Origin of the sequence: Trichocoleus sp. DQ-U1 (genome assembly GCF_039961925.1) — a bacterium.
Classification (GTDB): Bacteria; Cyanobacteriota; Cyanobacteriia; order Cyanobacteriales; family FACHB-T130; genus FACHB-T130.
In genome coordinates this window covers 26,739-40,764 of record NZ_JAMPKB010000012.1, presented here as the reverse complement: position 1 = coordinate 40,764, position 14,026 = coordinate 26,739, and the positions used below count along the sequence as shown (strand labels likewise).

General features: G+C 47.3%; 14 protein-coding genes. 7 read left to right on the top strand and 7 right to left on the bottom strand.

What is annotated here, in order from left to right; all coding sequences use genetic code 11:
- Positions 1 to 166 precede the first annotated feature (166 nt).
- Both ccsB and NDI34_RS07405 read left to right on the top strand, forming a co-directional pair.
- Complete coding sequence (gene ccsB, locus NDI34_RS07410) at positions 167 to 1,240, top strand: c-type cytochrome biogenesis protein CcsB (RefSeq protein ID WP_190410477.1); 1,074 nt, start codon at positions 167 to 169, stop codon at positions 1,238 to 1,240.
- A gap of 121 nt (positions 1,241 to 1,361) precedes the next feature.
- Complete coding sequence (locus NDI34_RS07405) at positions 1,362 to 2,243, top strand: KGK domain-containing protein (protein WP_348232298.1); 882 nt, start codon at positions 1,362 to 1,364, stop codon at positions 2,241 to 2,243.
- 228 nt (positions 2,244 to 2,471) lie between these two features.
- Here NDI34_RS07405 and fmt read toward each other — a convergent pair whose 3' ends face one another.
- A complete protein-coding gene (gene fmt / locus NDI34_RS07400) occupies positions 2,472 to 3,470 on the bottom strand; it encodes a methionyl-tRNA formyltransferase (protein WP_348232297.1) in 999 nt (332 codons plus the stop codon).
- A 74-nt stretch (positions 3,471 to 3,544) separates the two neighbouring features.
- Positions 3,545 to 4,402, bottom strand: coding sequence for an OmpA family protein (locus tag NDI34_RS07395; RefSeq protein ID WP_348232296.1), 858 nt, complete (start codon positions 4,400 to 4,402; stop codon positions 3,545 to 3,547).
- A 658-nt stretch (positions 4,403 to 5,060) separates the two neighbouring features.
- Between NDI34_RS07395 and NDI34_RS07390 the strand changes: the two genes are divergently transcribed.
- From NDI34_RS07390 to NDI34_RS07380, 3 genes are all read left to right on the top strand, one after another.
- Positions 5,061 to 5,750, top strand: coding sequence for a hypothetical protein (locus NDI34_RS07390; RefSeq protein ID WP_190410893.1), 690 nt, complete (start codon positions 5,061 to 5,063; stop codon positions 5,748 to 5,750).
- A 446-nt stretch (positions 5,751 to 6,196) separates the two neighbouring features.
- On the top strand, positions 6,197 to 7,852 hold the full coding sequence (locus NDI34_RS07385; RefSeq protein WP_348232295.1) for an abortive infection protein: 1,656 nt from the start codon (positions 6,197 to 6,199) through the stop codon (positions 7,850 to 7,852).
- 55 nt (positions 7,853 to 7,907) lie between these two features.
- Entirely contained in the window at positions 7,908 to 8,156 is a 249-nt protein-coding gene (locus tag NDI34_RS07380; RefSeq protein WP_190525251.1) for a hypothetical protein, read from the top strand.
- A gap of 14 nt (positions 8,157 to 8,170) precedes the next feature.
- Here NDI34_RS07380 and NDI34_RS07375 read toward each other — a convergent pair whose 3' ends face one another.
- Both NDI34_RS07375 and NDI34_RS07370 read right to left on the bottom strand, forming a co-directional pair.
- On the bottom strand, positions 8,171 to 8,881 hold the full coding sequence (locus NDI34_RS07375; protein ID WP_190535105.1) for a VTT domain-containing protein: 711 nt from the start codon (positions 8,879 to 8,881) through the stop codon (positions 8,171 to 8,173).
- A 172-nt stretch (positions 8,882 to 9,053) separates the two neighbouring features.
- Positions 9,054 to 10,085, bottom strand: a complete 1,032-nt coding sequence (locus tag NDI34_RS07370; RefSeq protein WP_348232294.1) for a glycosyltransferase family 2 protein — start codon at positions 10,083 to 10,085, stop codon at positions 9,054 to 9,056.
- An 83-nt stretch (positions 10,086 to 10,168) separates the two neighbouring features.
- Between NDI34_RS07370 and NDI34_RS07365 the strand changes: the two genes are divergently transcribed.
- Positions 10,169 to 11,893, top strand: a complete 1,725-nt coding sequence (locus tag NDI34_RS07365; protein WP_190667591.1) for a glycosyltransferase family 39 protein — start codon at positions 10,169 to 10,171, stop codon at positions 11,891 to 11,893.
- On the opposite strand, the gene NDI34_RS07360 is transcribed toward NDI34_RS07365, so the two are convergent.
- On the bottom strand, positions 11,890 to 12,528 hold the full coding sequence (locus tag NDI34_RS07360) for a hypothetical protein (protein ID WP_190410468.1): 639 nt from the start codon (positions 12,526 to 12,528) through the stop codon (positions 11,890 to 11,892). The two genes, NDI34_RS07365 and NDI34_RS07360, sit on opposite strands and share 4 nt — an antisense overlap.
- Positions 12,529 to 12,734: 206 nt before the next feature.
- Here NDI34_RS07360 and NDI34_RS07355 point away from each other — a divergent pair, with 206 nt between their 5' ends.
- Positions 12,735 to 13,169, top strand: coding sequence for a hypothetical protein (locus NDI34_RS07355; RefSeq protein WP_190667597.1), 435 nt, complete (start codon positions 12,735 to 12,737; stop codon positions 13,167 to 13,169).
- A gap of 95 nt (positions 13,170 to 13,264) precedes the next feature.
- Here NDI34_RS07355 and NDI34_RS07350 read toward each other — a convergent pair whose 3' ends face one another.
- Both NDI34_RS07350 and NDI34_RS07345 read right to left on the bottom strand, forming a co-directional pair.
- Positions 13,265 to 13,546: a YggT family protein gene (locus tag NDI34_RS07350; RefSeq protein ID WP_190410467.1), complete on the bottom strand. Its 282-nt coding sequence runs from the start codon at positions 13,544 to 13,546 to the stop codon at positions 13,265 to 13,267.
- 78 nt (positions 13,547 to 13,624) lie between these two features.
- Positions 13,625 to 14,023 carry a hypothetical protein gene (locus NDI34_RS07345; protein WP_190667589.1) on the bottom strand — a complete coding sequence of 133 codons (399 nt, stop codon included), beginning with the start codon at positions 14,021 to 14,023 and terminating at the stop codon, positions 13,625 to 13,627.
- Positions 14,024 to 14,026: the final 3 nt, after the last annotated feature.

Below are 14,026 nucleotides of genomic sequence, written 5' to 3'. Positions count from 1 at the left end.
GGCGTACCTTGGCAATTGCCTTGGCAGGATGACAGCGTTAGAAAAAATAACAATCAGTTGTCTAAACCTGGGTGATTCTACCAAGCCTCAGAGCGACCAGAACCGATAGGATCAAAGTGGCGCTTGTGTGAGCGACTTAGATAACAATTGCTGGAAAGAATACAAGATGAACCTGGTTGCACTCCAGAATGGGTTAGATAATATCTCCTTCGCCGTCCTGTTTGCGACGATGTTGATGTACTGGATAGGAGCAGCTTTCAATGGCATCCCCTATCTGTGGGCTTTATCGACGGCAGGGATGGCGATCGCAAACCTCTGCATTGCCGCCCTACTGGGCGCACGATGGCTGGACGCAGGCTACTTCCCTTTGAGCAATCTCTATGAATCCCTCTTCTTCCTAGCTTGGGGGATTACCACGATCCATCTGATTGCTGAAAACATGAGCAAAAGCCGCTTAGTAGGCGTCGCCACGTCACCCATTGCAATGGGTATCGCCGCTTTTGCCGCCTTGACGTTGCCATCTACGATGCAGTCGTCAGAGCCTTTAGTCCCGGCACTAAAATCCAACTGGCTGATGATGCACGTCAGCGTCATGATGCTCAGTTATGCCGCGCTGATGGTGGGATCGCTGCTTGCGATCGCTTTCTTGGTGGTAAGTGGCGGTCAGAACGTCGAACTCCGAGGCAGTTCTGTCGGAACCGGCGGATTTCGCAGTAAAAATGACCCGGCACGCCCCTACCGTCTGCAACGCGCCAGCGATTTCGTGCCCCAGCCACAAGGAGCAACCAGCGAGTCATCTTCTGCTGTGGAGCGTATTTTTGAAAGCAATGGCAGCACGAAAACAGCCGTTCTCGATTTAGTGACCTCCCAGCCTTCCCAAGCAGGGGTATCTGAATTACCAACCCTTTCGCCCCAGCGCCTGAGCCTTGCCGAAACCTTGGATAACATCAGCTACCGCATCATCGGTTTGGGATTTCCTCTCCTGACGATTGGAATTATTGCCGGTGCTGTCTGGGCAAATGAAGCTTGGGGTTCTTACTGGAGTTGGGACCCCAAAGAAACTTGGGCACTGATTACCTGGTTGGTATTTGCCGCCTATCTCCATGCCCGCATCACCAAAGGCTGGCAAGGAAGACGACCGGCAATTTTGGCGGCGACAGGCTTTGTTGTCGTCTGGATTTGCTATCTTGGGGTCAATTTACTAGGAAAAGGACTCCACAGCTACGGTTGGTTCTTTTGATCTTTTAGTCAATTCGCGAATGGCTTTTAATAATTCGCTATTCGCCATTCGCAATGACTGATGACCAATGACCAATAACGAATAACTCTTTAAACTATCAATTCAACCGGGGGAGATGGTTGTGGATAATCAGTTCGACTCGCTAGCCAAAGGTGAAGTTCTCTCTGTGGATGAGTCTTCCCAAATCTTAATTGGGCACCGCACGTTCAGAGTCGGTGAATTCGCAGATGCAATCAGAACGCAATTGGAATATGGTTTAGGCGGATGGACAGAAGAAAAGGATGGCTGGTTTAGCGACCAAGGTATTCCTTGCGAAGTTCTGAAATTCGGCTCCAACGGCTGGCAAAAAGGGAAAGTCAGATTTAGCTTGGAATTTTGCCCAGAAGATCCACAAACGCAGCAGTCATCAACCATTGAAGACAGTGAGCCACAAAGGGCAACGATCCCAGCCACCTTGGATGAGGAAGTGTTAGTTGGAGCCGAAGCACCGTTAATCTATGAGGAAGAGTTAATTCTCATAGAAGTGCCAGAATCCGCGTTGGAAGAACTGGAAATGGCACCGGAATCAGCCTTTGGTGCAGACGAACTGGATCTCACTGGAGAATCAGCCTTTGGTGCGGACGATCTGGAAATAGCACCAGAAGCAGCCTTTGGTGTGGACGAACTGGATCTCACCGGAGAATCAGCCTTTGGTGCAGACGAACTGGATCTCACTGGAGAATCAGCCTTTGGTGCGGACGATCTGGAAATAGCACCAGAAGCAGCCTTTGGTGCGGACGAACTGGATCTCACCGGAGAATCAGCCTTTGGTGCGGATGAACTGGATCTCACCGGAGAATCAGGTTTCAGTGCGGACGAATTGGATCTCACCGGAGAATCAGCCTTTGGTGCGAACGATCTGGAATTTCCAGAATTGTCTGAAAAGGAAGAGAACCCATCAGACTCGCTACTCGATGATGTCTGGCAAGACATGAATGAAGCTAGCTGGCGTAACAATCAGTAGGGGAGCGGAAATTGGGCGAGTAATCACCGCTCACAAGCTAACTGATATCAGACTCACGAAGAAGGGGCACTGTTATATGACAGCGCCTCTTTTTCTGTAGTTGATTTAATGAAGGGAAGGGGCACGCCGCTTTACCTGACAGTTTTAGAACGACTTGGAAAGGGATGGGGGATCTTTATTCCCAACAAAATTGAAAATTCAGACCGATAACAGTAAGTCTTCTCCAACTCAAACCTCAAAATCCAATCTCTCCCCCACTGTTAAGCGAGTTCCATTCGCAAAGTCCCAACCAGACTGAGGGCGTTTTCCAGCCATCTGTATTTCTCGCAATAGCAACAGTCCATCGCCAGTTTGAACAATTGGGCCAAATCCTTTGGCAATGCTCACGACCTCGCCTGGATGTGCCGAACCAGAGGACGAAAAAGACCAATCCGATAGCGCCTTTAATTCTGGGGCGATTTGCCAGTAACCCTCTCCCAGGGGGATAGTCGCGCTGATTTTGAGAGAACTTCCTCGAAATGTTGCTATACAATCCGGGAAAAATCCTCTGACTTGGTTATGTAATGCGATCGCGCTTTTTGACCAATCAAGGCAATAATCTGGCTTTTTAATCAGCGGTGCATAAGTCGCCTGCGATTCATCTTGGGGGATCGGTTCAATTTCTTGGCGTTCCAGTTTCAGGAGGGTTTCCACCAATAAATCTGCCCCAATCTCGGAAAGCTTTTGCGCCAAATCTTGAGCGTTGTCCAACAGTCCAATCGGCGTATCAGTTTTTAGCAGCACTGCACCCGTATCCATCCCGGCATCCATCAGCATCGTGGCGATCCCCGTTTCTGTCTCGCCATGATAGAGGCACCACTGGATGGGAGCAGCACCCCGATACTTGGGTAATATCGAGCCGTGTACGTTGATGCAACCCAATTTGGGCATATCTAGAATTTGTTGGGACAAAATTTGTCCGTATGCCACCACGACAAAAACATCTGCATTTGTCTGTTTTAGCTGAGCGAGCGTTTCCTCGTCTTTTTTAATCCGGTGCGGTTGCCAAACAGGTAGCTGATGCGCCAAGGCGACTGATTTAACGGGAGAAGGCATCATTTGGTTGCCCCGTCCCCGACGTTTATCCGGCTGCGTCACAACGCCTGAAACTTCAAATTCTGGATTAGCGAGTAACCGTTCTAAAGTAGGGACGGCAAATTGTGGGGTGCCAAAAAATATGACTTTCATTAGGGAACGGTAATTGGTAATTGGTCTTGATTGAAAAGCAATTTTTCCCTTAACCATTAGCAAAAAAGTAAAAACTAAGGGTTAATAATCGCAATTTCGATGCGGCGGTTTCGTTGTCGGTTGGTATCGCTATTATTTTCTACTAAGGGAAAAGTTTCGCCGTAACCAACAACAATCATGCGATATTTTTTCTCCAAAGCAGTGAATAAATACTGCTCAGCAGCTTGGGCGCGTCGAAACGATAGCGCTTGATTGTCTGTAGATTCACCAACGTCATCGGTGTGAGCAGCAATTTGAATTGTGGCACCTGGGTAGTTCCGTAAATCGGCGATGACATTGTCTAAAATTACGGGTGCCTGTGGTAGCAGAACGCTATCGCTGTCTTTAAATAACAAGTCGCTAGGTAGGGTGACTTTCAAAGCATCCGATGGTATAGAAACCCTAGAAGCGGTAGTGACTTGATTGGAATTGGGAACGCGATCGCCTTGAAGTTGCTGGGAGATTTCTTGTAGACGTGCGGCGAGGGGTTCGCTGGAACTCTGGCGACCGACTTGGGTTTCCAGTTTAGTCGTGCGATCGCGCAGTGCTTGCAATTGCGCCTGTAACTGTTGCAGCTCTGCTTGCAGTTGCCGTCTTTGTTCCGCACTCAGTTCTACTGGCGGACTGGCGCTAGTGACAGCAGGGGACGGCTTAAAAGTAGAGGAGGCGGTGGATGTCTCTAGTTTGGCGCGGCGCAGCACTTTCACAACTAGGGGCACCTCTGGCGTCAGGTCGGGAAAGACTCCCGCGAGGACGAGACCGAACAGCCACGCCAAGCCACTTCCCACCCCCAGCAACAGCACTCGCCAGAGTAAAACCAGTAAAAACCTCCCAATGCCTGTAGATTGGCGAGGAGAAGTGTTATTGGCAAATGGTGCTTCTTGTTTTGTCACCCGTTTTCCTATTTTTATCCAGACAACAGATTAACACTCGATAATGCGATTAAGCTTTTTTCGTTGTCCGAGGCAATAAAAATGGGCGATCGCGTTATTAACTTGCGCGAAGAGACATTTGGGAATACTTTTGGGATATAACCCTGGAGTGCTGTTGTGATGTTGTTAGGTAGCCCTCAGTTACTGTCTAGGCAAGTATGTAGAAATCAGTCAACCTGCCCCCAAGAAAATTTCTTGCCTTAGATTAATTTTTAATCGCTTTTCGACCGTCTTGTGGAAAAATATCATAGCAAGAGCGATAAGGTGTTTCACCCATCAAGCCGGATTCATTGAGATATGATAAATTTTTTTACATCTTTTGTTTTTTTTGACAGGTTTTGTGGATATACATATAGATATAGGGACGCTGCACTGTTCCTTGGGCGTTGCTCCTCACACAAGAAACGCCGTTTAGCAACCCCACCCCCAATCAATGTTCATTCGCCTCTTCCGCTCAGGATGGTGCTCTAATCAACCATACCTCCCGCTTATTGCGGCTGCGCTGCTGATGGCTCCTAGCTCATTTGCCTTAGCTGGCACGGCTGCGTCTACAATCGCAGGTCCCTCTACCATGCAATATCCGCAAGCCCGAAAGGAATTATCTGAAGCTGCTCCCGACATGACTCAAGCAGTAGTGCAAATCGACCCCCTCGATAGCCCTCATCCCGTCCCGTGGAATTGGGTAATGACTACTCATGCAGAAGTTACCGCCAACGGCGGCACTGGGGTACGTTACTATCGCAGCCCCTCTTTAGTGTCTCCTGATGGTCAGTATGCTGCTTACAGCCGGATTCAGTTGCAGGTGCAACCGGAGTTGTACCAATGCCGCATTTCCAGCGTCATGTTTGTAGAAAATTTGAGGACAGGGGATTTACGAACGATCTCGGCGTCTTCTCCTTTGGCTGACAATCCCTTTGTCAGTAACGAAGAAGCGGATATGCCGGGGATCATCGCCATCTTGATCCCCATTTCGTGGTCGGCAAAAGGCGATCGCGTCTTAGCACGGCAATTTGAAGGTTTATTTAGTACGTCCGATGCTTCTGACTATGCCGTTGTTTGGGATCGTCAGCAGAATCGTACTACGACTCTCTCTCCTGACCGCGATGATTACACCAACGCGGTGTTGTTAGGCTGGAGTCAAACTAATCCCGACCAAGTTCTGTTTCGAGCAGGCGAATTGGGTGAGGAAGAGTGGCCTCTATGGGCTGTTGATTTGAAGGGTCAAACCGTAGCCGCAATTGAGGATCAACCCCTCATTTTTGGTCAGACGATTACCCATTCTTGGGCAGGGCCACAGGCTCATTTCTAAAGGAACAAAATCAAGGATGAAGGATGAAAAAGATTGAAGGTGACAGAAAAAGTTTTTTACTCATACTGTCAGCCGGAATTTTAAACTTCATCCTTCTTTTTTTCTGATGAATCTAGCTTAGATCTGCCAATATTTATATATTTTTAAATTAAATTTTGATTAAATCTTTGATTAAGTCTAAACGATTTAAACGAGTCTTTTTAAGAGTTTTCGTTAGCCTGACTTTTTTGCTTTTGGGTTCGGGCTTTTTTATTTATTATACATTAAAAAATTCTGCTAACAAAAACAATATATCAAATTATGAAATTTACCTCAAAAATCAATTAAATCAACCAAATTCTTATCCGGTTAATTATCCGATCTCATCGAGTGTTTATCAACCCGTCAGCGTGTGGACAGGACGCCTAATATTACTACCGAAAGAGCAGAGACAGCTTAGAAAATCGGTGCTTTTTGAAGTTTATAATGCTGATTTCGCGCATCAGAATCTAGTAGGAAAAATTGTAAATTTAGAATGGAGCCGGGACGCAGAAGTGCAAAGATTTGTCCAGGCTGTAACGCAAGATGTCAAATTTATTCAGGCAACTGAAGATAGTAAAAAAACGGGGAATTTGCATCCTGACCGATTAAACAATTGGCAAAATGTCGATCCCTTAGAATCCTTGGCTGGAGCGCGACCTCAAGATGATGTCGTCGTGGAACTCAAAAACCCAGTTGTTGTCACCAGTAACCAAAAAGAACGCCACTCGCTGAGGATTCCTCAAGAACCCGTACAAGTCACGGGTCGGATTTATGCTTTAGTGACAATTATTAAAAGAGAGGAAGCAGATAGCGTTAGCGCAACGTCTTCTTCGGATCGTTTTGTTGTACGTCACTTTAATAAAAAAACAAAACAATTTGATGGACCTTTAGAAACCATTCGGATTCCTCAAGTGCCATCTGACCGCAACGGGATTACTCGGTCAACAAATCGAGGAATTGAAAAGTCTCCCCTCAATTCCGCAGGCTGGTACATTTATGGGACAAAAGATGCCGAGGGAATATTTGTCACCCAGGCAATTGAACCCCGCGCCCTGATGCGTTTGCAACCGGATGAAGTGCGGGTAAATCGGAAATCTGCTAATTCCTATCTGAAAAAAGAACTTTGGAAAGGTACTGAAGGTCAAAAAGGAACCGCCAAGATAGTTTTACTCGATCCAAAAAGTCAACAATTTAACGAGGCGGTATCGAAATGGCGCGAGGGAGATCGAGCAATTGTCCTTCATACATACGGTGGAATTGGGGGTAAAAAACCCGAACCCGAACCGCTGGGCGTAGTTACGGGACATTTTGCTTATGGCATTGCGACAGTCGTGCGCGATCGCTTCACGGATGAGTTACGCTTTGACATCAAGTATCGGCAAGTTTACGCCCATAATCCGGATGGGATTATTGCTGGCACCATGAAATGGTCTACTTATATGGGAGATTTGCAGCGGGGTTGGCTGGGAAATCGGCCTGTATCCGATGCGATTGTCAAGCTCGATGCTGTGACGCAAGATTATGATTTTGATGGCATCCAACTGTCACCTATGAAAGAATTTATGCGCCAGTTGGATATTATGATGGCACGCTACCGGATTGGAGATGGAACGGGTAGTTCAGTGGTGACACCCTCAACTTCTTGCGTACAAGATGCTAACCAAGCGCTTTTTGTGACGATTAAGCAGGTAGAGAAACAGGTGGCGTCGAATCCTCGGATTCAAGAGTGGTTGCGACGTCATCCTACCGACGCTCAAACCTTACGATTTCAGCAACTCGTGAAATTAGGGCGATCGCTTGAAAAGCAATTAGCACCCCTAGGGATTATTCGTTCCGATTGGCAAGAAAACGCTGAGAATTTAGCAGGAACCAGGACAGCGGACGGCACCCTTACCACTGTCTTGAAGGCAGCAACAACTTGGCGAACCATGTTACCTCGACGGGCGCATGATGAAATTGCCACGATTTTGTTAAATAATGGAGCCGCTTTGTGGGTAATTCGGACGAACCAAGTGGGGGGATTTAATCCAGATATTGTGCCTCGTGCCCCTACGGCACTTTTAGGGCACCGCACGAATTGAGAAAAATTTATCCATCCCATCAAACAGCAGAAACTACCAGGAGGCACGAGTAGCAATGGTGCAGCAACCAATACAGGAGGAGCGACCACCACTTTACAGCTGCGTTATTGCAATTGATAGCGTCACCGGACGCCAAGAGGAAGAAATAATCGCTTTCGGCGTATCTGTTGATGATGCTAAAAAGCAAGCTCAGCAGTTGTTAGCAAACTATGGATGTGATGAATCGCAAATTCTCAAGTTAATCCAGCAGGCAAGAACTGAACCCGTATCTCCCTGGTGTTCCCCTGAAAATAGACAAGGTTAATCTGAATGCGATCGCTACTCGTCTGCTTTATCTAGAGGATTTTGAAGGCGCTTCCGTTCGATCTCCTCTAAAGCTTTTCGAGGATCGGTACGGCGACGACGATACCAAGTCGCGCCCCCAACCAACATCGCAATTAATAGCAAGGCACCAATTAAGGGCAAGAAATCACCCGTTTTTAGCGCCCGTAAGCCGTAACTCCCTAACATTACAAATGGCAACACTCCGGGGATGGTTCCTAGAATGGTTCCTAGTAGATAATCCCGAAAGCGAATTGAAGTCAAACCAGCGGCAAAATTAACTAAGCCGTAGGGAATAATTGGCTGTAGGCGGATGGCAAACATATAGAATAAGCCACCCTGAATCATCTCCGCATCAATCGCTTGCAAGCGTCCACCCAACTTTTGAACGACAAATTCACGCCCCACCGTGCGCGTAAAGGCAAAAGCCACTACAGCCGCAATCACGGCGGCAATACTCGTCCAAAGCGTCCCCAACCAAGGACCAAAAATTGCGCCACTGGTAAGATTTAGTGCTGTAGAAGGCAAGATTAACAGTGTCGCCAAGGTATAGAAAACGATATAAATAATCGGTGCCCAGATACCAGCTTGATTTAGCCATGTTTGGAGTTGAGCTGGATCGATGCCTCCCAAAAAATATACTGCGAGTCCCGTCGCTACAATGCAGACGGCAGTCAATAGGAAAATGCCACTTTTAGCGTTCAACAAAAACTCCTTTGTTTTTAGCCATTAATCATTTGTCATTAGTAATAGGGCTTACGCAGAGATCCCCCTAAATCCCTCGATAAATTGGGGAACTTTTCCGGTTCTCCCTTTTTTAGAGAGGTTAGGGGGAGCTAGGTTTCAAGCTTTCAGCGCGTAAGTTCGGAGTTATTCGCGATTAATCCTTGCTTATTCGTTCTTCAGATATTACTAAAGCCTCTTGAGTGCTGACTTCTGACTTGTGACGCTTTTCGGTTAGTTCCTGACTTTTGAAACCATAAGCTTCGCGCACTAAATAAAGCGGACGTCCTTTGACTTCTTCGTAGACACGACCAAGATACTCGCCAATGATCCCCAGTGTTATTAACTGGATGCCTCCTAGAAATAACACCGCCACCATGATGGAAGCATAACCCGGAAGATCGATCCCAAAAATTAGAGTGCGAAAGAATAAGAAGCTAGCGTAAATAAATGACAAAAAAGATATCGTAACGCCCACGTAACTCCATACTTTTAAAGGGAGAAAACTAAAGGAAGTAATTCCATCTAGGGCAAAGTTCCACAGACGCCAATAGTTCCACGTCGTGGTTCCCTTATAACGTGGAGGACGATCGAATAAAACAGAAGTTTGCTTGAAACCTACCCAAGCAAAGAGTCCTTTCATAAACCGGGTTCGTTCTGGCAGTAGCTTGATGGCTTCTACCACACGCCGATCGAGCAACCGAAAGTCCCCGGTATTGCGGGGGATGGGGACGCGACTCATCTTGCCAATTATCTGATAGAAAGCTTTGGCTGTAGAGTTTTTTAGCCAACCTTCATCACGCGATCGCCTAGTTGCATAAACGACATCATAGCCTTCGCGCCATTTGTCTACCAGTTCCTTAATTAACTCTGGCGGATCTTGCAAGTCGGCATCAATTGGGATTACGGCAGCACCCGCAGCATAGTCAAGTCCGGCACTGAGGGCGACTTCTTTGCCAAAGTTGCGGGACAAGTTGACGACTTTAATCGCTGGGTTACGATAATGATGCTCAATTAGACACTTCAGGGTATTGTCCTTACTGCCATCATTGACGCAAACAATCTCGTAGGTGGTATTCACAGTTTCTAGTACCGATAGGAGCCGCTCAAACAAGTAGTCAATATTGTCCTCCTCGTTGTAAAGCGGTACTACCACAGAGAGTTCTACTGGGTCAATATCTAAGGACATAAAAAAACAAAGACAAGCTAATATATGTCAAGTTTCACCTAACTTGACTGCACTTTAACCTAAATTCTAATTTCGTCAATATTATGAGCCGAAGCTTCACAGTTCCTAAATCATCGCGGCGTTGGTTGTCGCTGGAGATGTTGCTCCTAGGCGCGATCGCGATCGCTGTTTTGTTAAGAATTATCTATCTAGGCAGCCGAGAATTTTGGTACGACGAAGTTCTATCCCTGATCCTCGCCAGCGGTCACGGCATTGACTATCAAGCTCCGGGAGCGCAACCCGTCAACCTGCGGGACTACAGCGCTTTATTGATCCCACGAGCCGGTGATGTCGTAGGAACGATCAAAGATGTCTATAAAGGTATCTTGGGCGATGTCCATCCGCCGCTTTCTTATTTCAGCCTGTACTTCTGGCTACAGCTATTTGGCAATAGCGAAGCTGCCTTACGAGGTCTGGGCGCATTGCTGAGTGTAGGTGCAATTGGCGGCGCTTACGGATTAGGACGTTTTGTGATGGGACATCGCGGCGGACTGATTTTTGCCGCCTTACTCGGTACAAATCCTTTCTATTTATTCCACTCTTTAAATGCCCGGATGTATGGCCCGCTGATTTTATGGACGATTCTCAGCACCTGGGCAATGCTGCATCTGGTTGACACAAAAGGAGCAACAGAGAGTCTCCGAGCCTCCGAGTGGGAAATTGAACCAGACGCTACGCCATCATCCCATCATCCCAGCAACCGCTCATCGATTCTCTGGAGTGCGATTCTGATTGTTTCAGTCGCTGCTGGACTGCTGACGCAGTATCTTTTTGTCTACTGGGTGATGACCCTAGGCATCTTTGTCCTCATCTTTGACCGGCGGCGGTGGTGGCAGCACGGATTGCGTTTGGGGGCGGGTGTATTGCTGTGGATGCCTTGGTTTGTTTGGGGAACTCGGAAGCAGGGGCGTCTGGGTGAAGTGGGCAATCAGTTTTCCAAGGGAAATCATTTCGCAGATGTTACCCAAACCTTGAGCAGTCACTTGTTACTGGGAGACTGGGTGGGAGATGTCGTCAAAACTCCCGCAGAAGCGACCCTCGCGATTGTGGCAGGGTGCCTGATAATTTTGTTACTAGCCGGGTGTACCTTTAGCCTCTGGCGGCAAGGAAAGCGTCGTACCTTATTCATGGCTTTGTCACTGGGAATTTTGCCCCTGTGCATTGCATTTGCAGTGGATATTCTCGCTGGCAAATACACGATTGGCTTTGGCGGTGGAAGGGCACTGATTTTTGTTTTGCCTGGATGCTTGCTATTAATTGCTTTATGGCTGGAACGGGCGGCGGGACGCTGGCGCGGAGTAGCGGTAGCAGGTTTGCTGCTGTTGTATCTGGGCATCAGCATCGGGGACTTCAGCACGAGAAACCGCTCGATGTTCCATCAGATAGCAGATTTGATTCAACAGGAACCTACAACGCCAACTTTAATCGTGATGAACTCCCGCGCTTGGGGTCACATTCTGCGTTTGGCTTATTATCTTCCTCTCACTGCCCCGGTTCAGCTATTAGCACAGCATCCTGCCGACCTTGCACCTGCTTTAGAAAAAGTTCTGACAAGCGGACAAGCAACGCAATATCCTCGGATTCTCTGGTTAGAGAGCGCCCGTCCTGTGAATAAGGCTCCCAAAACGGAGGCAGAAAAACAGCAAATTCAGCAGGAAATCCAGCGAGTTTTGCAATCTCGTTACCAGTTGGCGCAAACGCAGCAGCTATCGGGAACCACGATTCTGGATGAGTTTGCAGTTAATCTTTACAAGAATCGGAATCTCTAATTTTTGGGCCATTGCCAGTTAAAACGATTCCATTCGTAAATGCCTTGAATCTCATACTCGCTGCCATTCTCAAACCGGATAATGCAGTTAGTATGAGAGACCCCGCTCTCTGTGGTCTCGTAAACCCCAACCACCGTGCAGGGAAACCATTCGCGACTACAGGGGCCGTTTTCTTGCACCCACTCCCACAGACCATTAGAAACCTCAATGCGATCGCCTACTTTCAGCTTTAACCCTTGCTTGCCCTCCCGCTCATAATACTCAGCCAGATGAACCGGCTGAATGCGATAGAGCCACCCAAAGCCATAGCGATCGCGTAAAAATTGCATCGCTCCCGAATCTTGATTATTCAACCAGTCATTGAGTAACGTAATCTTCCAAGAGCGATTTTGTCTTTCTTGTTCCTTGACAAATTGCAGTAAAGCTTTGACTTGTTCTGCTGTAAGTTCCTCCAATGGATTCGCACCATCGGCATTTTCATCACCACTCGCCGGGTTCTCCCCTTGGGCACCCAGCAGTTCCTTGACAAGAACTTGCAGCAGAATTTGCTTCTGCATATCGCTGAGAGGATATACAGCCTCCTCACATAGACTAAATGCTGCTTGCAGTGCCGCTTCAATCTCAGATCGGGTCACAATCAATTCCTTACTTTGGAATGGATCGCCACACAGCAGAGCTATCTCGGTGATTCTGAGTGGGAATGCCCAGACTTAGAGCGCTCATTAAGGGCGATCCCCTATTATCGCAGAATTGTCAAGATATCCCGAAGCTCCTGTTTGACTAGATTCGCGCTAAGCTGAGGGGTGAAGTTCCCAAAAAACCTGAAGTCATGGTACGGTTTATGCGATTTCGAGCTGTGTCTATTTTTTTCATCTCTTGCCTTATCGGAGTTGTGAACTTGCTGTTTACTCCTTCCGCTTTGGCATTGACACAGATTAAACTGTCTGAACTTTCCTACCATGACTGCCCATCTGAGTTAGCAGATGGGGCGGTTATGAGTACCGGCGCTTCCAGAGCCGCGAGTTGCTACATTGTTACCGGCAAAGCTCAAAATGACTCTGATAAATATGTCTACAACGCCGATATTTTTGGTCGCATTTACGACGCGAATGGCGACTCGGTAATGCAAAACCGAACGCGCCTCGGTTCGATCGAAGAAGTGCCGCCTGGAGTCAGCGATTTTGAACTCAGGATCTCGGTTGCTGCAAACCAGCCGACACCGTTACAGCTCAAGCAATTCAAAGCCGCTGGATTTAACGGTACAGTCCGCCGTTAACAAGTCCGCCGTTAACAAATCCGCCGTTAATATCTGATTGCAAGGATTTTAGATTATAGATTCACTCCAAAATCCAAATCTAAAATCCTTTGACCCTAAAAACCCGGAGTGAATTGAATGCTGGAGAACAATCCAGCCAGAATTTGCAGCACAAAAATCGCTAAAATCGGGGAGATATCCAGACCACCCAACGGAGGAATAATCGAGCGAAAAAGGTTGAGGTAAGGGTCTGTAATTGGACTCAAGGTAGAAGCTATCTGGTTCATCCAATTGACTGTCGGAAACCAAGTTAAAAGAATCCGTACAATCAATATGAACATATACATGTTCAGAAAGGTGGAGATCGTATTGATCAGTAATTCAGCTGAAGAATTCATCGGTGTTGAAGGTTCCTTGTTAAAATTGGTGAACGCTTGAAACTTGAAGACAGTTTAACGGATTTACCGGATTGAAACTTAGGAATCTTGATTAAGCGATGTTCCTAGGGAACGACCCCTTTCAGAAATTCGTGCTGTATCTGAGGAAGAAAATCGCTCCCGCTCTAGTTCTGTACTTTTGCCATTTACAGTGCCTAGCTGAGTCCGGACTTCATCAATTGCTGCATTTAACTGAGCAATTTTATCCTCTAAGCCTCGCCGTGCAAATTCAATACTTTCTGAATCTTTTAGCTGACGCTTTTTCCCCTTGCTAGGCTTCGCTTCTGACGAGCCAGGATTGAGCAGAGAGGCGTCAGGTGTGTCGTTAGTTTCGGACGCGCGTCCAGAAGCAACCAGCGCTCCGACAATTCCACCGACTAGACCGCCAACTATCGTTCCAGCCAGAAATCCACTGCCAAAACTATCGCGCTGACTCATCTT